The organism is Blastococcus sp. CT_GayMR19 (genome assembly GCF_004570385.1).
GTDB lineage: Bacteria > Actinomycetota > Actinomycetes > Mycobacteriales > Geodermatophilaceae > Blastococcus_B.
In genome coordinates, this window is record NZ_SPQL01000001.1 from 460,316 (window position 1) to 479,715 (window position 19,400).

Consider the following 19,400-nt stretch of genomic DNA (forward strand, 5'->3'; position numbering starts at 1 on the left):
GGAACCGTGCGCCGACGTCCTTGACGGCCGGCTGCGATCGCCTTGAGGCGACCGTCTCAAGTCTCGTCAGGTGTGGCCGGGGTGCGGGGCGAGGAACAGGTCGCCCGGGTCGGCGGCGCGCCGGATCGCCGACAGCCGCGCGTGCACGCCCGGGGGGAACACCTTCCGCGTGTCGGTCGAGTCGTCCAGCATCGGCAGGTACTGCCGCCCGGTGGCCCACGGCTCGACCGCGGAGAGGAAGCGCGCGGCATCGGCCCGCTGCCGCTCCCAGTCCTCGTCGTTGCCGCCGCCGAGGCCGAGGCCGAGCGCCAGGAACTGCCCGTCCAGGAAGGACAGCGCACCGCCGTCGGGATCCGGCCGTGCCAGGGCGCCGCCCAGCTGCCGCAGCTCGGCGGCGGCCAGCCGCGTGCCGGACCCGGGACCCACGGCAGCCAGCACGCCGGCGATGGCGGCGTCGGGGAGTCCGGCGACCAGCGTGCTGCTCGCGTAGGCCGGGGTCGGACCCTCCGGGTCGAGGTGCAGCCGCACCAGGGACGCCGCCGGCACCCGCTCGACCGTGTCGAACTCCGGTCGCAGCGCCCGCAGCGGCGCCAGCACCTCGGCGGCGAAGGCGTCGTCCCCCAGCACGGCGCCGTCGATCATCGCGATCTGCCGGCCGCGCAGCTCGGCCGGGATCGGGTCCACGGCCGGCACGTCCACCAGCCGGAAGGCGGTGGTCGCGGCCTCCGGCGCGTCGGCGCACCAGGCCACCCACGCGGGCAGCACGCGCTCCACGGCGGTCCAGTCCCAGGCCAGCGCGCCGGCGACCACGGTCTCGAGGGGGAAGAGCTCGAACTCCAGGGCGGTGACCACCCCCAGGGGCGCGGCACCGCCCCGCAACGCCCAGAACAGGTCGGGTTCGGTCTCCGCCGTTGCCCGCACGAGTGTGCCGTCCGCGAGCACCAGCTCCACCGCCGTCACCGCGTTGCACTGCAGGCCGAGCCGGCGGGCGTACCAGCCGATCCCGCCCCCGAGGGTGTAGCCGACCACCCCGACGTCGGGCGACGACGGGTGCCGGGCCGCCAGACCGGCGTGCCCGGCGGCGTCGGCGAGATCGCCCCACAGCACGCCGGCGCCCGCACGGACGGTGCGCCGGTCGGCGTCCACCTCCAGCTCGGTCATCGCGGAGGTCCGCAGCAGCACGGCGTTCCCGAGCCGGCCCTCCAGCGGCGGGGCGCCGTGGCCGGTGCCCTGCGCGGCGACCTGCAGGCCGGCGTCCGCGGCCGCTCGCAGCACCTCCGCGACCTCGTCGGGGAAGGCGGGGTAGGCCACCGCGGCGGGGTAGTCCCGCATCTGCAGGTTCCACGGCGAGCGGGCCATGTCGTAGGCGGGGTCACCCGGCAGCTGCACCGAGCCGCCGCACAGCCCACGCAGCCCCTCGGCGCGGGCGGGCGCTGACTGACGCGTCACAGGGTCCTCCCGATTGCCAGGGACCGAGCATCGAACGCCGGACTTGAGGGAAACTTGAGGCCGTCGGCGGACACCGTCTCGAGCACCGCCTGGACGGTGCCCGGGGTCAGGAACAGCTGCTGGGCGACGTCGCGGACGCCGTTGCCCGCGGCGGCGAGCTCCACGATCCGGCGCTCGGTCGAGGTGGGGCACCGCTGTGCGTCCCGCCCGCTGTCGTCGGGCCGGCCGCGGCGGGCCAGTGCCGCCCGGGCGCGCCGCTGGATGCCGAGTGCGCCCCGGTCGAGGGCGGTGTCGAGCGCGGCGTGGAGCAGCGCGACGGCCTCGTCGTCCGGCACCTGCGGGCGGCTGCCGACCATGCACCGGGCGCGCGCGAGCTCCACCGCGGCGTACGTGGGGGTCAGCACCTCCACGGCCTCGCGCATGTCGTCGAGCCCGGCGTCCCCGCGCAGCTGGCCGAGGCGGCACAGCGCCGTCCCGAGGTAGCTCGGCGCGCCCCACTGACGCAGCCGGGCCACCTCCTCCTGCATGAGGGTCACCGCCTCGTCGGTGCGGCCCAGCCGGTCCAGCGCGATCGCCGCGGTGGTCAGCCACGGGTTCCACACCGGGTTGCGGACCGGCACGGGCATGGGGATGGCGTCGAGCGCGGCGAGTGCCTCGGCGGGCCGGCCCTCGACGGCGAGCAGGCGGGCGAGCGAGTGCTGGAGCAGCCGGCCGCCCTCCCCCAGCGCCGGTCCCTTCAGCGCCGCGTCCGCGACCTCCCGGGCGGCGGCGACGTCTCCGCGGTCGAGGTGGCAGCCGATCTGGAACGACCGCGTGTACGGCTCCCCGATCCCGGACCCGCCCCACATCCGGTCCTGGTCGAGCGCCGCGGTCAGGCAGGCCAGCGCCTCGTCGAGCTCGCCGCGCCGCCAGCGCCAGTAGCCCTCCCAGAGGCTGGTCGACATCACCATGAACAACGAGCCGCGGGCGTGCGCCTGCGCTCGCGCCCGCGCCCAGAAGTCGCCGAGGTCGTCGTCCGCGAGCATCCGGACGTCGGCCGCCACCACCCAGAACAGGCCGCTGTCGACCGACCAGAGCCGGTCGCCGTCCAGCGAGAAGCGGGCCAGGGCGACGGCGCGGTCGCGATCCCTGCCCTCGATCATCGTCTCGAAGGCGAGGGTGGCCGCCAGCATCTGGGCACCGTGTCCGGTCCCGTCCGGTTCCGGCGGCGCCGTCCGCCCCCACACGTCGCGCTCCAGGCCGTGCATGTAGCCGCTGGTCCGCTGGATGGCGAGCAGCGCCTGGCGGTGGTCGGCCAGCTCGGGGGGCAGGCCGGCGGCCGCCTCCCGCGCGAACGCCATGGCCACGCCCGGCGGGCTGGCGAACACCTCGGTGCGGGCGATCGCGACGGCGATGACGGCGCGGGCCTCCGGGTCCTGGTGCAGCGCGTAGGCCTGCAGCAGGTGCTCAGTGCTGGCGGCGCCGTCGATCAGCGACTCCAGCAGGCCCAGCTCGGTCAGGACCTCGCAGCGCAGCTCCCCCGCGGGCAGTTCGGCCAGGGCCCGGCGCAGGAGCGTGACCGCACTGTCGGAGGCACCCCGGTCGGCGGCCGTGCGCGCCGCCCGGCGCAGCACCTCGACGGTGCCCGGGTCGCCGCGGCTCGGCGCACGCAGCAGGTGCGCGGCGACCTGCTCGTCACTGGCCCCGGCGGCGCCCAGCAGCGCGGCCGCCCGCTCGTGCCGCAGCGCGCGCTCGGCCGCGGGCAGGTCGCGGTACACCGCCTCGCGCACCAGGGGGTGCACGAAGGCCATCGGCTGCTCGTCCTTGACGATCTCGCAGCGCGCCAGCGCCGCCAGGGCACCCGCGGTCTCCCCCTCGGACAGCTCGGCCAGGGTCGCCACCGCCGGCAGGGGCGCGCCGTCACCGAGGACCGCTGCGGCCCGCGCCACGTCGGCGGCCGCGCCGGGCAGCCGCCGCAGCCGCATGAGCACCATGCTGGACACGGCGCGCGAACCGACGGCCACGACCATGTCGGCGTGCGCCGCATCGGGCCGCACGGCGTCGGCCTCCAACCCCCGGAGCAACTGCCGCAGCAGCAGCGGGTTGCCCGACGTCGTGCGCTGGCAGGCCAGGGTGAACAGCGGCGAGACCGGCCCGCCGAGGCGCCGCTCGACCAGGTCCGTGGTGGCCTCCGGGGAGAGCGCGGCCGGCCGCACCACGGCGGCCGCCGGCTCCAGCGACAACTCGGTCAGCAGTTCCTCGTCCGCGTGCTGCTCACCCGTGCGCACGGTGCCGACGACGAGCACGGGCAGCGCGTCCAGCCGGCGCACGAGGTATGCCAGCCAGCGCAGCGAGGCGCTGTCGCACCACTGCAGGTCGTCGATCGCCAGGACCAGCGGACCGTCCGCCGTCAGGTTCACCGCCAGCCAGTACAGGCCGTGCAGGACGGCGAAGGAGCCGTCCGGAGCATCACCGGGCGCGAGGTCGAAGACCGTCCGCGCGCTGGCCGCGGCGCCGCCGAGCAGCTGCTGCCGTCGCTCGTCGGTGGTGAGCTCGGGTTCGAAGAGCTGGCGGACGGCGCCGAAGCCGAACGCCTTCTCCAGCTGGCTGCCCCGCGCGGTGAGCACCCGCAGCGACCGCTCGCCGGCGAGCCGCCGGGCCTCGGTGAGCAGGCGTGTCTTCCCGATGCCCGCCGGCCCCTCGATCAGCAGCAGCCGCGGCTCCCCCGCGATCAGGTCGTCGAGCGCCGAGCGGACCGCCCGCATCTCCGGGTCGCGGTCGAGCAGGTCGTCGGGCGCGGGGGCGGCGGGTGCCGCATCGGTCGGCGGCGTCGTCCGGGAGTCCGCCGTCGGCCGCAGCCGGGACCGCTGCTCGGGGACGACGAGCGTCGGCGACTGGGCGAGCACCTGCTGCTCGAGCTCCCGCAGGGCGGGCCCGGGATCGACGCCGAGCTCGTCGGCGAGCGTCGTCCGTGCCCGGCGGAGGGTGCCCAGCGCGTCGGCCTGCCGGTGCGCGCGGTAGAGGGCGAGGACCAGCAGCCGCCACCGCTCCTCGCGCAGCGGCTCCTCGGCGACCATGGCCTCGAGGTCGGGCACGAGCATCGCGGCCTCGCCCAGCTCGAGCCGGGCGGCGAGCAGCCGTTCGCGGGTCGCCGCCCGCAACCCGGTGAGCCGCGCGATCTCGGGCTCGGCCCACGGCTCGTCGGCCCACTCGGCCAGCGGCGGTCCCCGCCAGAGCGCCAGCGCCTCGGCGAGCAGTCCGGCGGCGGCGCGCGGGTCGGTCGTCGTCCCGGCCCGGTCCAGCAGCCGCTCGAACCGCCAGACGTCGACCGCATCGGGCGGCAGCCGGACGGCGTACCCCCTGCCCTCGCTGACGATGACGGCCGAGCGCGTGCGGGCGGCGCTGCCCGGCTGGAGACGGCGGCGCAGATGGGAGACGTAGGCCTGCAGCGCGCCAGCCGGATCGGCCGGGGTCCGTTCTCCCCACACCGACTCGGTGAGCCGTTCCACCGGCACCGCCTCGCCCCGGCCCAGGACGAGGACGGCGAGGACGGCGCGCTGGCGGGGCCCGCCGAGGTCGAGCGGGGCGCCTCCGAACGAGGCCGTGCAGGTGCCGAGCAGGCTGATGTGCAGCTGCCCCGAGTCCTCCACGACACCCCCTCCGCGGGAAAGCTAGACGAGGAGAGCGGTCTTGTGGAGGAATCGTGCCGTCAGCGCCGCGGAACCGCCGTCGGCCGGGCGGAGCGCAGCAGCGTCAGCGCCGCGACGGCGGCCAGCCCGGCGGCGATCGCGGCCCCGCCGAACACGGTGTGCAGCTGGGTGAGGACGGCGGCGGAGGTGGCCGCGTCGTAGGCGGCGCAGTCGGCCGGGCTCGAGGGGCACAGCTCGAACGGCCTGCCGATCGCCTCGACCTCGGCGGTGAACCGGCGCAGCGCGACCGCCGTCAGCAGGGACAGCCCGACCAGCATCCCGACGGTCCTGGCCACGACGGCCAGCGCGCCGGCGCTGCCGTGCACCTCCGAACCGGTCACGGCCAGCAGCACGGTGGTGACCGGCGCGATGGCCAGCCCGAACCCGAGGCCGGCGGCCAGGAGCACGGCCGTCGAGGCCACGCCGTCCAGCGACCCGGCGTCCCACCTCGTCATGGCCACGAAGGCGAGCGCCGCCAGTGCCATCCCACCCGCCGCGACCACCCGCGGGGCCACGGTGCGGCAGAGCCAGCCGCCGGCCACCGCCCCCACCGGGACGGCGACGAGCAGCCGGAGCAGCACCAGGGCCGCCCCGAGCTGGTCCCCGGGCGTCGTGGTGCTGCGGGCGAACAGGGGGACGTCGACCAGCGCAGCCACCAGCGCGGCACCCACGAGCAGATTGACCACCAGCGCGCCCCACGCCCCCACCGGCCGCAGCGCACGGAGCGGCAGCACCGGATCGGGCGTCCGCCGCTCGTGCACCACGAAGGCGGCACCGGCCACGACGGCCAGGGGCAGCAGGACGGCGCCGTGGGCCACGATCTCGGTCGCCGGGTCGGCGGCGGCGAACGCCCAGACCAGGCTGCCGAGGGCCACCACCGCGAGCGCGGACCCGAGCACGTCGATCTCGGCGGTCAGCCGGCCCAGCCCGCGCAGCGGCAGCACGGCGCCCTCCGGCCGGGCAAGGCTGCGCGCCACGAGTCCCGCGGCGGCGAGCACGGCCACCACGACCAACGGTGTGCTGGCCCCGATCGCGGGCACGAGGGGGACGTAGAGCAGCCCGACGGTGACGTCCTCGGCCAGCGCGGCCGGTGCGGCGAGCTGGAGCCCCAGGGCGACGGCGGCGACGACGGCGAGCGCCATGCCGACGCCGTCCGGACGCCCGACCCGGCCGGATCCAGCGACGCCGACCGCCAGGCCCAGGCCGAGGAGCAGGTTGAGCCAGAAGATCGCCCGCCAGTCGGCGACCGCCAGGACCGCGGCGCCGGCGAGCGGACCCAGCACGGCGCCGGCCTCCTGGACCGCACCGACGACGCCGAGCGGCATCGACCGGCGATCGGGCGGCCAGCGATCGGCGACCAGCGCGAGCGTGGCCGGCACCAGCCCACCGGCGCCGATGCCCTGCAGCCCGCGGCCGAGCACGGCCGGGCCGAGCGAGTCGGCGGTGGCGGTCAGCAGCGAGCCGAACGCGAACAGCAGCAGGCAGCCGACCAGCACGGGCACCCGGCCGTGCACGTCGGCCAGCCGGCCGAGCAGCGGCAGCGTGGCGGTGTAGCCGAGCAGGAACCCACCGATGATCGGCGTGGCCCGCTGCAGCTCGGCGAGCCCGACGCCGACCCCGCTGAGGATGTCCGGCAGCGCCAGGACGACGACGTAGGTGTCGGCCGCGGTGACGAGGACGGCGAGGGTCGCCAGGACGACGAGGGCGAGGCTCGGCGTCCCCCGATCGACGGGCGGGTCAGCCGGTGGGCGGCGCGGTGATCTCGACATCGGCCCCGAAGTCGCTGAGATCGAGCGTGTACGTCGCGTCGTCCCCGGCTGCGAAGAACGGTCCGGTGAGGACGGCCCGGCGCAGCTGGCCGCTCTCCGTGGCGATGGAGAACCGTGCCCGTACGGCGGTGCTCGGGTCCTCGCTGGTCAGGAGCTGCTCGACCAGCTCGCCGGTGAGCTCGGCGGTCACCTCGCGGACCACGTCGCCGTCCACCCGGCGCTCCTCCCCCAGCTCCGCGCCTTCGGCCGACTCCAGCAGCTGGGAGATCCCGGTCTCCGGGTCGAGCAGGTCACCGGGGTCGCCGAAGCCGAACGCCGCCGGGTCGACCTCGCTGAAGCCGGGCGTGAACGGGACCCGGGCGTAGACGGTGCCGTCGACGGAGATCACCGGGAGGTCGAGGGTCGACCCCATCGCCCGGACCTTCAACGTCCCGTCGAACGCCGCCGGCCGCGCGATGTCGCCTTCACCTCCGACCAGCACGGTGCCGCTCTCGGGCGCGCCCTCGCTCTCGAGGACGAAGTGGGCGCTGGTGGCGCCGTCCAGCGTCGTCTTCGCCCGCGCCAGCAGGTCGGCCGCCGACTCCTCGGCCTCGCCCCCGCTGCAGCCGGCCAGGACGGGCGCCGTGAGCAGGACGGCGGCCAGCAGCCGGATGCCCGTCCGGCGCATCCCCATGGCGACCTCCCCGTCGGGCCGGGAGCGCTCCCGGCCTACCGCGGCGGACACTAGCGCGCCGCGGTGGTCAGGCCCGGACGCCGCTCGGCGCGGCGACCGGCGCCAGAATGCGGGCACCGAACTTCGCCCGGTCCCGGTCCGGGAGGAACTGCTGCGCCGGCGCCAGCTCCGGAAGGCGGTACTTCTGGGTGGTGAAGGCACGGAAGGCCCGGCCCGTGGTGACCGGATGGTCCGGCCGGGAGACGATCTCCACGACGTCCCCTGCGCCGATCTCGCCCGGCTCGAGAACGCGCAGGTACGCGCCGGTCGCGCCGTGCGCGGCGAACCGCTTGACCAGGTCGGGCACGCCCCAGAAGCGGGCGAAGTTGGCGCACGGGATGCGCGGGGCGCTGACCTCGAGCAGCACCGTCCCGACCCGCCACCGTTCGCCGAGCAGCGCGCCGGTCAGGTCGAGGCCGGTGGTGCGGAGGTTCTCCCCGAACCGGCCGGGCGGGAGGTCGCGGCCGAGTTCGGCGATCCAGAAGTCGGCGTCCTCCTGGGCGTAGGCGTAGAGGGCCTGGCCGTCCCCGCCGTGGTACTTGCGGTTGACCTGCACGTCGCCGTCGAGGCCGAGCGGGTGGACGGCGACGCGGCCGGTCACCGGCCTCTTGTCGATACCGCTGCGGTTCGGTCTGCGGTCGGGCAGCGGGAGCAGGTCCGCGCCCGAGACGCAGACCGCCTCGACCCGGCCACAATGGCCATTCTGGCCGGTGGCCCGGTCGATCACTTCTTGGAGGCGGTCGACTCGTTGGTGGAGAGGGCGGCGACGAACGCCTCCTGGGGGACCTCGACGCGGCCGACCATCTTCATCCGCTTCTTGCCTTCCTTCTGCTTCTCCAGCAGCTTCCGCTTCCGCGTGATGTCACCGCCGTAGCACTTGGCCAGGACGTCCTTGCGGATGGCGCGGACCGTCTCGCGAGCGATCACGCGGGAACCGACGGCGGCCTGGATCGGCACCTCGAACTGCTGGCGCGGGATGAGCTCGCGCAGCTTGCCGGCCATCAGCACCCCGTAGCTGTAGGCCTTGTCCTTGTGCACGATCGCGCTGAAGGCGTCCACCGCCTCGCCCTGCAGCAGGATGTCTACCTTGACCAGCTTCGACTCCTGCTCGCCGGCCTCGGCGTAGTCCAGGGAGGCGTATCCGCGGGTGCGTGACTTCAGGGCGTCGAAGAAGTCGAAGATGATCTCGCCCAGCGGGAGCGTGTACCGCAGCTCGACGCGGGACTCGCTCAGGTAGTCCATGCCGCCGAGCTGACCCCGGCGGCCCTGGCAGAGCTCCATGATCACGCCGGTGTAGTCGCTGGGGGCGATGATCGTCGCGTTGACGACCGGCTCGTAGATCGTGGCGATCTTGCCCTCGGGCCAGTCGCTGGGGTTGGTCACGGTGATCTCGCTGCCGTCCTCCATGACCACGCGGTAGACGACGTTGGGCGCGGTCGAGATGAGGCTGATGCCCGCCTCGCGCTCCAGCCGCTCGCGGACGATCTCCAGGTGCAGCAGGCCGAGGAAGCCGACGCGGAAGCCGAAGCCCAGCGCGGCCGAGGTCTCCGGCTCGTAGACCAGCGCGGCGTCGTTGAGCAGCAACTTGTCCAGCGCCTCGCGCAGCAGCGGGTAGTCGCTGCCGTCGATCGGGTAGAGGCCGGAGTAGACCATCGGCTTCGGGTCGCGGTAGCCGCCGATCGACTCGGTGGCCGGCTTGTGCTGCAGCGTGACGGTGTCGCCCACGCGGGACTGGCGGACGTCCTTCACGCCGGTGATGAAGTAGCCGACCTCGCCGACGCCGAGGCTCTCGACGGGCTTGGGCTCCGGCGAGATGACGCCGATCTCGAGCAGCTCGTGGGTCGCGCCGGTCGACATCATCTTGATCTTGTCGCGGGAGGAGATGCGGCCGTCGACGACCCGGACGTAGGTGATGACTCCGCGGTAGATGTCGTAGACCGAGTCGAAGATCATCGCCCGGGCGGGGCCCTCGGCCCGGCCGGTGGGCGCCGGGATCCGGTCGACGATCAGGTCGAGCAGCTCGGGGACGCCGACGCCGGTCTTGCCGCTGACCCGCAGCACGTCGTCGGGCTCGCAGCCGATGATGTGCGCGATCTCGGCGGCGTACTTCTCCGGCTGGGCGGCCGGGAGGTCGATCTTGTTCAGCACCGGGATGATGGTGAGGTCGTTCTCCAGCGCCAGATAGAGGTTCGCCAGGGTCTGGGCCTCGATGCCCTGGGCGGCGTCGACGAGGAGGACGGCACCCTCGCAGGCGGCCAGGGAGCGGGACACCTCGTAGGTGAAGTCGACGTGGCCCGGTGTGTCGATCATGTCCAGCACGTACTCGGTGCCTGTGTGCTCGCCGGTGCGGGGCGTCCACGGCAGCCGGACGTTCTGCGCCTTGATGGTGATGCCGCGCTCGCGCTCGATGTCCATGCGGTCGAGGTACTGGGCGCGCATGTTCCGGCCCTCGACGATGCCGGTGACCTCGAGCATGCGGTCGGCCAGCGTCGACTTGCCATGGTCGATGTGGGCGATGATGCAGAAGTTCCGGATGAGCGCCGGATCGGTGGCAGCGGGAGTCGTCACAGTGCTGCCATCGTCCCACGGCACCGGGGCGGACCGAGCGACCGCCGCTGGAGCGTGTGCCGGACGCGGGTTGGGGTCTCCGCTCGGACGCTGGTATCTTGGCAGACCGGTCCGCTGGTGCCTGCCCTGGAAGCACGGCGCCTGGACGCACTGTCAGAAGTACTCCCTCCTGCGAGACACCCGAGGCTCACGCGTGGCGAACATCAAGTCCCAGATCAAGCGGATCCGCACCAACGAGAAGGCGCGTCAGCGCAATGTCGCGGTGCGGTCGGCTCTGAAGACGGCGGTCCGGCGCGTCCGCACCGCCGCCGAGTCCGGTGACGCCGCCGCCGCAGCCACCGCCTTCCAGGTCGCCGCCAAGCAGCTCGACAAGGCCGCCAGCAAGGGCGTCATCCACAAGAACCAGGCCGCCAACCGCAAGTCGGGTCTGGCCAAGCAGGTCGCCGGCATCTGAGCCGGTGCTCCGCGCCGGTGCCGGCGCGGTCGCGAACGAGCCCCCTCCCCCTCCGGGACGGGGCTCGTCGCATGTCCGGGCAGCTCTGGTTCCCGTGTGCCTCTGGGGTCGACTCCCCGCACGGAACCTCGGCCCGCCGGATGACCCGCCCCCGGCTCGGCCGCACCCCGTTCAGCGGCCCGCGCGCAGCCGGCTGCCTCGTCCGGTCTCGGCCCGGATCGTGACGATCCGGCGAACCGCACGCTCGAGCGCGTAGTCCGCACTCGCGGCGGCACCCTTCACGTCGGCGTTGAGCTCGGCCGTCACGCCGATGGCCTGCTGCAGGCCGTCGATGCTCCAGCCGCGGGCGTGCGCCAGGCCCTTCTTCACCTTCCAGAAGGGCAGCTTCAGGATGCGTGCCAGCTCGCCCGGGTCCGAGGTGCTCAGGCTGGTGACGCGGGCGGCGGTGCGCACGCTGTCGGCGAGGGCGTCGGCGATCAGCACGTGGGCCACCCCGCGCTGCAGGGCCCACCGCAGCTGCTCGACGGATTTCTCCCGGTCGCCCATCAAGGCCCGTTCGGCGACGTCGAAGCCGGTGACCTCGGCCTGGCCCCGGTAGAAGCGGGCCACGGCATCGGCGTCGATGGTGCCGCCGAAGTCGGAGACCAGCTGGCCGGCGGCCGCGGACAGCTGACGCAGGTCGTTGCCGATGGCCTCGACGACCGCATTGACGGCGTCCATCGTGATCCGGCCGCCGAACGTGCGGACCTCGTTGCGGACGAAGTTCGCCAGGTCGCCAGGGGACTTCAGCTTGGGGCACTCGTCGATCGCGGCGCCGGCCTGCTTGAAGGCCTTGACCAGCCCGTCGTTGCGCTTTCCGCCGTTGTGGACCAGCACCAGCGTGAGCTCTGGGTCGGGATCCTTGGCATAGCTGGTCAGCGAGTCGTTCAGCGCCCCCGCCGCCTCCTGCACACCGGTGACCACGATCAGCCGGTGGCCGCCGAACAGGGAGGGCGCGAGCACGTCGGCCAGCTGGCCGACCGGCAGCCCTCCGGCCGCCAGCTCGTGCTCCTCCGCATCCTCGTGGTGGGCCAGAACCGCGGTCCGGACCGCGGCGACCGCGCGGGATCGGAGGAGCTCCTCCTCCCCCATCACCACGCGCAGGCGGGAGGTGGGTTCCACGGGGTCGGCCGGCACGCCTGCATGGTGTCACGGGGAGCTGACACCGCTGCGCCGTTCCGGAGCTCCGACGAGCCGCTGCCGCACCCGCCGAGGCATCGCCGTCCAGCTCCGCCACACCCCACGACGCCGCCGACCCGACGACCGCCAGGTCCCCGCCGCGGTCGGTCCGGTGCACCCGCATCCCGGCCCGCGCCAGCCAGGACAGCAGCCGACGCGTGGGATGCCCGTAGGTGTTGTCCGCCCCGACCGAGACGAGCGCCACCCGGGCGCCGCTGGCCGCGAGGAACGCCGGATCGGCGTCCCCGCTGCCGTGGTGGGGAACCTTCAGCACGTCTGCGCTGAGGTCGGTTCCCGAGGCCAGGATCCGCGCCTCGGCCTGGGCACTCAGGTCGCCGGTGAACAGGATCCGCACCCCGCGCTGCGTGATCCGGACGACCATCGACAGGTCGTTCGCCTCGGCGGCCGCGGTGGCCCGTTCCGGTTCCGGGGCCAGCACCTCGACCGCCGCCTCTCCCACCGTGCGCCGGTCCCCGGGCACGAGGACCGCGCGCTCCCCGCCGCTGCGACGGACGAGGCTGTCGAACGCGGCCACCCGCTCGTCGTCGGGAGCCAGCGTGCCGGTGGCGACGATCCCGACCCTCCGCCCGGTCAGCGCGCCGGCCAGACCGGCCGCATGGTCGGCGTCCAGGTGCGACATCAGGACCAGCGGCAACGAGTCGATCCCGAGCCGGTCCAGGCACCGGTCGACGGCCCCGACGTCCGGCCCGGCGTCGATCAACACGCCGGCCCTCGCCCCGGTCGGCACGACGAGGGCGTCTCCCTGCCCGACGTCGCACGCGACCACGAGGGCGTCCGTCGGTGGCCAGCCCCGGACCACCTGCCGCAGCGGCCAGCCGATCGCGACCAGACCGACCAGCGCGGCCAGCGCGAGCGGTCGGATGCCCGGAAACCGCCAGAGCGTCCAGGATCCGGCAAGGAGCAGAAGCGTCAGGAGGACGGCACCCGCCGTTCCGGCCGGCCATCCCGTGGCCGCGTCCGGCAGCGCGGACGCGCGCTCGGCGACGAGGACCAGCCAGCGCGCCGGCCAGCCGGCGCACCGGACCAGGAGGTCCGCGGCGGCCGGCAGCAGCGGACCGAGGACGGTAGCGGCCAGGCCGAGCACGGTGGCCGGCGCGACGGCGGGCACCGCGAGCAGGTTGGCCGGCAGGGAGACCAGGCTGACCGTTCCGGAGAGGCCCGCGACGAGGGGCGCGGTCGCCAGGCCCGCGGCGGCGCTCACCGCCAGCGCATCGGCCAGGACGGGCCAGCACCCGTGGCTCCGCAGTCGCCGTGACCAGGCGGGCGCAACCAGCACGATCGCCGCGGTCGCGGCCACCGAGAGGGCGAACCCGGCGTCGCGCGCCAGCCCCGGGTCGACCAGCAGCAGCACGCAGACGGCCGCCGCCAGCGCGGGCAGGGCGGCGCGTGGTCGCCCCGCAGCCAGCGCCAGCAGCGTGACCGCACCCATGGCGGCGGCACGGACGACGCTCGGACCCGCCCCCGCCAGCACGACGAAACCGATGAGCAGGAGCCCCGCGACGGCCGCCTGGATCCGGCGGTCCACGGCCCGGCGGCGGAGGGGCCAGAGCACCGCCGTGAGGATGATCGCCACGTTCGCCCCGGACACCGCCGTGAGGTGAGCGAGCCCCGCGCGCCGGAAGTCCTCGTCGAGCACGGGGTCCATGGCCCGCGTGTCGCCGACGACCAGTCCGGGGAGCAGTCCGGCCGGCCTCGGGTCCAGGACCCGTTCCGCCGACCCGGCCAGCCCGTCGCGCAGCGATCCCGCGGCCCGGAGGAGCGCGCCGGGCCGGCCCAGCGGAGTCGGCGGACCCCGGGCCGTGACCACGGCGGCCACGTCGTCGCCCGGCCGTGGCGCGGACAGATCCGCGCGGACACGAACCGGTTGCCCGGGCAGCAGGTCGCGCCAGCCGTCGGCGGAGGCGAACAGCAGGACCTCGGCGCCCAGCCGGTGCGTCACCGTCCCGTCGCCGACGACGGCGACGGTCGCGTCCGCGATGACCCGTGAGCCGCCGGACCCCGGCAGCACGTGCGGGTCGTCGCTCAGCTCGAGGACGAGTTCCACCGTGCGTCCCGCCTCCGACAGCGAGCGGAGCGGGGAGGCCTCGCGCGCGGCCCCCCGGACGGCGGCGGTCGCGGTGGCGACGGCCAGTCCGGCGAGCACCGCCAGGGCGACGGTCGCCGTCCATCCTTGCCGTCGGCGTGCCACGGCCGCGGCGCACCCCGTCGCGCCCACAGCGCTCAGCGCCAGCTGGGTCGGGGCCAGCAGCGGCGCGCCGGCGCTGACCGCCCAGACGGCCGCGGCAACCGGCACGAGACGGAGATCCACCCAGACCCAGCGCCCGGCCGGCCGGTCCTCGGCCACGGGGCTCGGGATTCTGCTCACACCCCGACCAGTTCGGCCAGTTCCGCGGCGGTCGCCGGTCCGATGCCCGGCACGTCGTCCAGTTGATCGACGGACCGGAACGGCCCGTTGCGGGTGCGGTGGTCCACGATCCGCTGGGCGAGGACCGGGCCGATGCCCGGCAGGGCGTCCAGGTCCCCCGCGGTGGCGGTGTTCAGATCGACGCGGCCCCCGGAGCCCGGCGCGCCGGCGCTGCCGGATCCCGGTCCAGGCGCGCTGCCCGGCACGCCCACGGAGATCTGCGCGCCGTCTGCGACGAGGGCGGCGAGGTTGACCGAGGCCGGATCGGCCTCCGGAAGGAGACCTCCGGCGGCCTGCACGGCGTCGGCGACCCGCGCGCCGGCCGGGAGCGTGACCAGCCCCGGGCGGACCACCAGGCCGACGACCGAGACCACCACGACGGCCGACGTGCCGGCAGCCTCCCCGACCGTGGGGGTGGCAGCCTTCGTCGCCGCACCGGCGGTGGCGCCGGCCGGGGCCGGGAGGACGGCCTCGACCCGTGGGCGGTCCAGCCAGGTCCAGCCGGCCAGCAGGAGGGCGGCCAGCAGCCCGGCGATCCAGAGCGACCTGGCGCCCCCTCGGCCGGGATCCCACCGGGCGGCGCGGCCGGGCGCCCGGTGCCTTCCGATACCGGGAGGCAGGTCAGCGGAGTACGGCGCCTCCTCCTCGTCGGGGAAGGAGCCCGCAGCGCCGAGAGGCGTCCGGAGAGCGGAGCCGGCCGTCCACGGGGGCTCGCCCTCGATCGGCTCGTCGTCGGCGTCCGGCACCCATCCCCCGACGGGGCGGTCCTCGAGCAGTGCCCGCAGTCGCGCTCGGATGACGTCCGCGTCGGCGTCACTGCGGCGGGAGGAGAAGCGCACCGCCGGGACGTTAGGGACCAGGACTCCCGCGACGACTGCCTCCGCGGCATCTGTGGATCCGCGGTCCGCTTGTGGACAAGGATCCGCGTCCCGACAGTTCGCACGGGCAGCATCACGCCCGTGACTCCCCAGCCCGAAGGTCCGCGATGAACCGGATCGGCGGACCCGGACGCGACGAACCCGGCTTCCGCGAGTGCCACTCCTTGGGGTGGCGCCCCGGCCGCGTGCCCATCCGGTACCTGCCGGGACCGGTAGCTTCGCGCAGCCATCTCAACGGGGAGAACTCGCGTGATCGAGAACAATGCTGCGCCGTCCGCATCGGGCCATTCGGACGCGCCGTGGTCCGGACCCGTTCCGGCGCGACCGCCGAAGACGCGCCGACCAGGTGGCCGCTGGGCCTTGGCGGTGGGCGCGCTCGTCGCCGGCCTGGTGCTCGGCGGTGCGACCGGCGCCAGCATGGCGCTCGCCTTGAGCGACCCCACGCGGTCCGATGAGTACCGCGGGCTCCAGGCGCAGGTCGATTTCCTGCAGGGTGAGGCACAAGAGCTCGAGGACCGCGCGCGCCGGGCCGACGGCCGTGCGACCAGCGCGGAGGCGAGCGCCAGTTCGGCGGTTGCGTCAGCGGACAGCCGGCAGGCTGCACTCGACCAGCGGGAGCAGGACATCGCCGGCCGCGAGCAGGCCGTTGCCGCTGTGGAGCAGCGGATCGCGGCAACCTCCATCGACGAGGGGACGTGGACGGTCGGCCGCGACGTCGAGCCGGGTACCTACACGACGGCCCAGGCAGTGACCGGGGACTGCTACTGGGCCATCACCCGCTCCGGCACCAACGGCGGCGACATCGTCCGGAACGACATCGTCAAGGGCGGCTTCCCAACCGTCACGCTGAGCGCGGGCCAGGACTTCACCAACAACCGGTGCGGGACCTTCGTCAAGCAGTGAGCCGGAGGACCCGGACGCGCTTGCGCGCATTCCGGAACGAGTTCGAGGAGCAGTTCGTGATCATGGTCCGACGAGTGGGCGCTGCAGTCCTGGCCGTCGCTGCCTTCGCCGTCTGGTTTCTCCTGGCCCCCGACGAGCCCGTGATCCAGGCCCCGACACCCGTGAGCGACCGCAGCAGCGAGATCGACGCAGCGCTCTCCGCGTACGAGCTGAACAATGCCCGGACCCAGGGAGCCCCCCAGCAGGCGGTGGTGAACGGCTGGCTGGCCAAGGACCTGCTGACGACCATGGCCGAGCAGCAGAACGAGGCGCTCACCCGCGAAGCGGTGCCGCCGCCCGTGTTCACGAGCGACGACCGGATCCCTGCCCTGGCGGGCTTGCTCGTGCTCGGCCTCGCCCTGGCTCTCGTCACGTCGGAGCCGCGGACCGCGGACGCCGACCCGGACGCCGGCGTCCCCCGGGCGCAGCATGACCGCGAGCTCGCCGCCTGGACGCCGGAGAAGGGTTAGACCCCGGCAGGAGCCAGCCTCGCCGGTCGCCTTGACGCCGGCCCAGTGCTGTCCGGGATGCGTCTACCGGACTACGCGTCCGGGGACAGGTCGGACTCGTCGTCGTCCGGCTGCCGCCAGAAGGGCGCCACCACGATGCCGACCGCGCCCGGGCCGACGTGCGCCCCGATCGCGGGCCCGAGCTCGCTGACGTGCAGCTCCCGCAGGGACGGCAGGCGGTCCCGGAGTTCCGTGGCCAGCCGCTCGGCGCGCTCGGCAGCGGCGAGGTGGTGCACCGCCACCGAGACGGGTCCCGGGCCGGCCGCCTCCACGGCCCGCTGGACGAGCCGGTTCAGGGCACGGGCGGTGGTCCGGACCTTCTCCAGCGGGACCACCCGACCGTCCAGGACGTGGAGCACCGGCTTGACGGCGAGGGCCGAACCGAGGATCGCGGCTGCCGCTCCGATACGGCCACCTCGGCGCAGGTGCTCGAGGGTGTCGACGACGAACATCGTCCGGGTCGCGGCCGCCATCTCCCGAGCTGTCCGCGCCACCGCGGCGGCCCCCGCCCCGGCGGCGGCGGAGCGGGCGGCCGCGAGCACCGCGAAGCCGTTGCCCATCGCCGCCGACCGCGAGTCCACGACCGTCACGATGTGCTCGCCGACCTGCGAGGCCGCCAGCCGCGCCGCGTCCCAGGTGCCGGACAGCTCGGAGGACAGATGGATGGACACGAGGCTGTCGGCCCCCGCGTCCAGCGCGCGACGGTAGGCCGCGACGAAGTCGCCCGGCGTCGGCCGGGAGGTGGAGACCGTCTGCCCACGGGCCGACAGCACGCGCGCCACGTCGTCGGGCCCGATGTCCTGGCCCTCGCGGCCCGAACGGCCGGCCAGCACCACGTACAGCGGAACGACGTGGATGCCGTAGCCCTCGACCAGATCCGGGGGGAGATATGCCGCCGAATCGGTGATGACGGCGACGGACACCCGGCGAGGTTAGCGCCCGCCTCCGGGACCCCAGCGATCGCGAGGACAGGCGGCGTCGGGTCAGAGAACGGCGTCGGCGTCCGCGGCGGGCACCCGATCAGCGCCCTCGGGCCGGCCGCCCGCCGACGACGACGCGGGCGCCGGCTCCCTCGCCCCGTCGACCCGGCCGTCCGAGGCGGGCACGGCCGAGACGTTGTGCCGCAGCAGACGCCAGCGCCCGCCCTGGGTGACGAGCTCGCTCCACGCACAGTTGTCCAGCGCACCGAACGCTCGACGGTGCTCGGGGCCGAGGCCGAGGAGGCGTTCGAGGAGGCGCCCGGCTGTCCCGCCGTGCGTGACGACGACCGCCACCGATGCCTCCGGCAGGTCCACCAGGGCCGCCAGCGCGCGCTCGGCAACGGCGGCGGACTCCTCGCCGCCGCGGCCCAGCACGGGCCGGCCGGCGATCCAGTCCGCGTACTGGTCCGGGTACCGCTCGGCCACCTCGGCGCGGGTCAGTCCCTCCCAGCAGCCCATGCCGTGCTCCCGCAGCCGGCGGTCCAGGCGCAGCGGCACGCCCAGCAGGCCGGTGAGCACCCTCGCGGTCTGCACCGTGCGATCGAGGTCGCTGGAGACGACGACCGAGCTCTCCGGGTCGAGCCCGGCAGTGACGGCGAGGCGGGCCGCCGCGACCGCGGCCTCCCGATGCCCGTCAGCGTCGAGCGGCGGGTCGAGCTGGCCCTGGAAGCGGCCGGCAGCGTTCCACTCGGTCCGGCCGTGCCGCCACAGCACCAGCCGCGGCACCGGGAGCACGGGCAGGGTGGAGCTGGTCACGGTCCGGCCGTCTCCTCGGCGGACGGGACGGCATCGGCGGTTGCGGGGCCACGGTCGGTGAACGGGATGGTCGGGCAGTCCTTCCACAGGCGCTCGAGGGCGTAGTACGCGCGCTCCTCCGCATGCTGCACGTGCACGACCACGTCGACGAAGTCGAGCAGGACCCAGCGGGCCTCGGCGAGACCCTCACGCCGGACCGGCTTGATGCCGTGCCCGCGCAGGCGTTCCTCCACCTCGTCGACGATGGCCTGCACCTGGCGTTCGCTGGGTGCCGCGGCCAGGACGAAGGCGTCGGTGATGGCAAGACGGTCGCTCACGTCGACGATGGAGACGTCCGTGGCGAGCTTGTCCGCAGCCGCCTGAGCGGCGAGCAGCGCGGTTTCCCGCGCCTCGGCCGAGGCGGTCATCGGGGTACCTCCTGGAGATGGGTGTCGGGCGGTCGGTGGTCGGGTGCCCGGGCGGGCCCGCGGGTGCCACCGCGGTAGAGCCCGCGCTTCTCGATGTACTGGACGACGCCGTCGGGCACGAGGTACCAGACCGGCATCCCCCTCCCGACCCGCTCGCGGCAGTCGGTGGAGCTGATCGCCATCGCGGGCACCTCCACCAGACTGACCACGCCCTCCGGCAGGTGCGAGTCGGCGAGATGGAAACCCGGTCGGGTCACGCCGATGAAGTGGGCCAAGTCGAACAGCTGGGCGTTGTCCCGCCAGCTGACGATCTGGGCCAGCGCGTCGGCGCCCGTGATGAAGAACAGCTCGGCCTCCGGGCGCAGCCGCCGGAGATCGGTGAGCGTGTCGATCGTGTAGGTCGGGCCGCCCCGGTCGACGTCCACCCGGCTGACGGAGAACCGCGGGTTGGACGCCGTGGCGATCACCGTCATGAGGTAGCGGTCCTCGGGAGGGCTGACCTCCCGCTCGGTCTTCTGCCACGGCTGACCGGTCGGCACGAAGACGACCTCGTCGAGGCCGAACAGCCCGGCGACCTCGCTCGCGGCGACCAGGTGACCGTGGTGGATGGGATCGAACGTCCCGCCCATCACGCCGACCCGGCCACCTGCCATCGCCGGAGCCTA

The 19,400-nt window shown here is 74.7% G+C and carries 15 protein-coding genes and 1 pseudogene; 3 read left to right on the plus strand and 13 right to left on the minus strand.

The window, feature by feature from the left end; translation table 11 throughout:
• Positions 1 to 66: 66 nt before the first annotated feature.
• The 6 genes from E4P39_RS02260 to lepA all read right to left on the minus strand — a co-directional run bounded on the left by E4P39_RS02260 (position 67) and on the right by lepA (position 10,166).
• Positions 67 to 1,449 (minus strand): FAD-binding oxidoreductase, encoded by a 1,383-nt coding sequence (locus tag E4P39_RS02260; protein ID WP_135134736.1) that lies wholly within the window; start codon positions 1,447 to 1,449, stop codon positions 67 to 69.
• Positions 1,446 to 5,078, minus strand: coding sequence for a BTAD domain-containing putative transcriptional regulator (locus E4P39_RS02265; RefSeq protein WP_135134738.1), 3,633 nt, complete (start codon positions 5,076 to 5,078; stop codon positions 1,446 to 1,448). Before E4P39_RS02265 ends, E4P39_RS02260 begins: the two co-directional genes overlap by 4 nt.
• Before the next feature lie 59 nt (positions 5,079 to 5,137).
• Complete coding sequence (locus E4P39_RS02270; RefSeq protein ID WP_135134739.1) at positions 5,138 to 6,886, minus strand: MFS transporter; 1,749 nt, start codon at positions 6,884 to 6,886, stop codon at positions 5,138 to 5,140.
• The gene (locus tag E4P39_RS02275) at positions 6,855 to 7,559 is read right to left on the minus strand and encodes an LppX_LprAFG lipoprotein (RefSeq protein WP_135134740.1); all 705 of its coding nucleotides are present in this window, start codon (positions 7,557 to 7,559) and stop codon (positions 6,855 to 6,857) included. The genes E4P39_RS02270 and E4P39_RS02275 overlap by 32 nt, the downstream gene beginning before the upstream one ends.
• 67 nt (positions 7,560 to 7,626) lie before the next feature.
• The gene (locus tag E4P39_RS02280) at positions 7,627 to 8,199 is read right to left on the minus strand and encodes an MOSC domain-containing protein (protein ID WP_245159584.1); all 573 of its coding nucleotides are present in this window, start codon (positions 8,197 to 8,199) and stop codon (positions 7,627 to 7,629) included.
• A gap of 122 nt (positions 8,200 to 8,321) precedes the next feature.
• Positions 8,322 to 10,166, minus strand: a complete 1,845-nt coding sequence (gene lepA / locus E4P39_RS02285) for a translation elongation factor 4 (RefSeq protein WP_135134741.1) — start codon at positions 10,164 to 10,166, stop codon at positions 8,322 to 8,324.
• Positions 10,167 to 10,359: 193 nt separating this feature from the next.
• Here lepA and rpsT point away from each other — a divergent pair, with 193 nt between their 5' ends.
• On the plus strand, positions 10,360 to 10,620 hold the full coding sequence (gene rpsT, locus E4P39_RS02290; RefSeq protein ID WP_135134742.1) for a 30S ribosomal protein S20: 261 nt from the start codon (positions 10,360 to 10,362) through the stop codon (positions 10,618 to 10,620).
• A 171-nt stretch (positions 10,621 to 10,791) separates the two neighbouring features.
• Here rpsT and holA read toward each other — a convergent pair whose 3' ends face one another.
• From holA to E4P39_RS02300, 3 genes and pseudogenes are all read right to left on the minus strand, one after another.
• Positions 10,792 to 11,796 (minus strand): DNA polymerase III subunit delta, encoded by a 1,005-nt coding sequence (holA, locus tag E4P39_RS22780; protein WP_245159585.1) that lies wholly within the window; start codon positions 11,794 to 11,796, stop codon positions 10,792 to 10,794.
• A 355-nt stretch (positions 11,797 to 12,151) separates the two neighbouring features.
• Positions 12,152 to 14,224, minus strand: a pseudogene (locus tag E4P39_RS22785) (ComEC/Rec2 family competence protein); the annotation flags it as partial.
• Positions 14,221 to 15,102 carry a ComEA family DNA-binding protein gene (locus tag E4P39_RS02300; RefSeq protein ID WP_135134743.1) on the minus strand — a complete coding sequence of 294 codons (882 nt, stop codon included), beginning with the start codon at positions 15,100 to 15,102 and terminating at the stop codon, positions 14,221 to 14,223. The gene E4P39_RS02300 and the pseudogene E4P39_RS22785, both read right to left, overlap by 4 nt.
• Positions 15,103 to 15,501: 399 nt before the next feature.
• On the opposite strand from E4P39_RS02300, the gene E4P39_RS02305 reads away from it, so the two are divergent.
• Both E4P39_RS02305 and E4P39_RS02310 read left to right on the plus strand, forming a co-directional pair.
• Positions 15,502 to 16,044 (plus strand): hypothetical protein, encoded by a 543-nt coding sequence (locus tag E4P39_RS02305; RefSeq protein ID WP_135134744.1) that lies wholly within the window; start codon positions 15,502 to 15,504, stop codon positions 16,042 to 16,044.
• A gap of 20 nt (positions 16,045 to 16,064) precedes the next feature.
• Positions 16,065 to 16,553: a hypothetical protein gene (locus E4P39_RS02310; protein ID WP_135134745.1), complete on the plus strand. Its 489-nt coding sequence runs from the start codon at positions 16,065 to 16,067 to the stop codon at positions 16,551 to 16,553.
• 71 nt (positions 16,554 to 16,624) lie between these two features.
• Here the strand turns inward: E4P39_RS02310 and E4P39_RS02315 are convergent, their stop codons facing one another.
• From E4P39_RS02315 to nadD, 4 genes are read right to left on the minus strand one after another with little or no spacing between them, the layout of a single operon-like run.
• A complete protein-coding gene (locus E4P39_RS02315) occupies positions 16,625 to 17,515 on the minus strand; it encodes a DegV family protein (protein ID WP_135134746.1) in 891 nt (296 codons plus the stop codon).
• A 60-nt stretch (positions 17,516 to 17,575) separates the two neighbouring features.
• Positions 17,576 to 18,328 (minus strand): histidine phosphatase family protein, encoded by a 753-nt coding sequence (locus E4P39_RS02320; protein ID WP_135134747.1) that lies wholly within the window; start codon positions 18,326 to 18,328, stop codon positions 17,576 to 17,578.
• Positions 18,325 to 18,735, minus strand: a complete 411-nt coding sequence (gene rsfS, locus E4P39_RS02325; protein WP_135134748.1) for a ribosome silencing factor — start codon at positions 18,733 to 18,735, stop codon at positions 18,325 to 18,327. Before rsfS ends, E4P39_RS02320 begins: the two co-directional genes overlap by 4 nt.
• Positions 18,732 to 19,388, minus strand: coding sequence for a nicotinate-nucleotide adenylyltransferase (gene nadD / locus E4P39_RS02330; RefSeq protein WP_135134749.1), 657 nt, complete (start codon positions 19,386 to 19,388; stop codon positions 18,732 to 18,734). Before nadD ends, rsfS begins: the two co-directional genes overlap by 4 nt.
• Positions 19,389 to 19,400 lie beyond the last annotated feature (12 nt).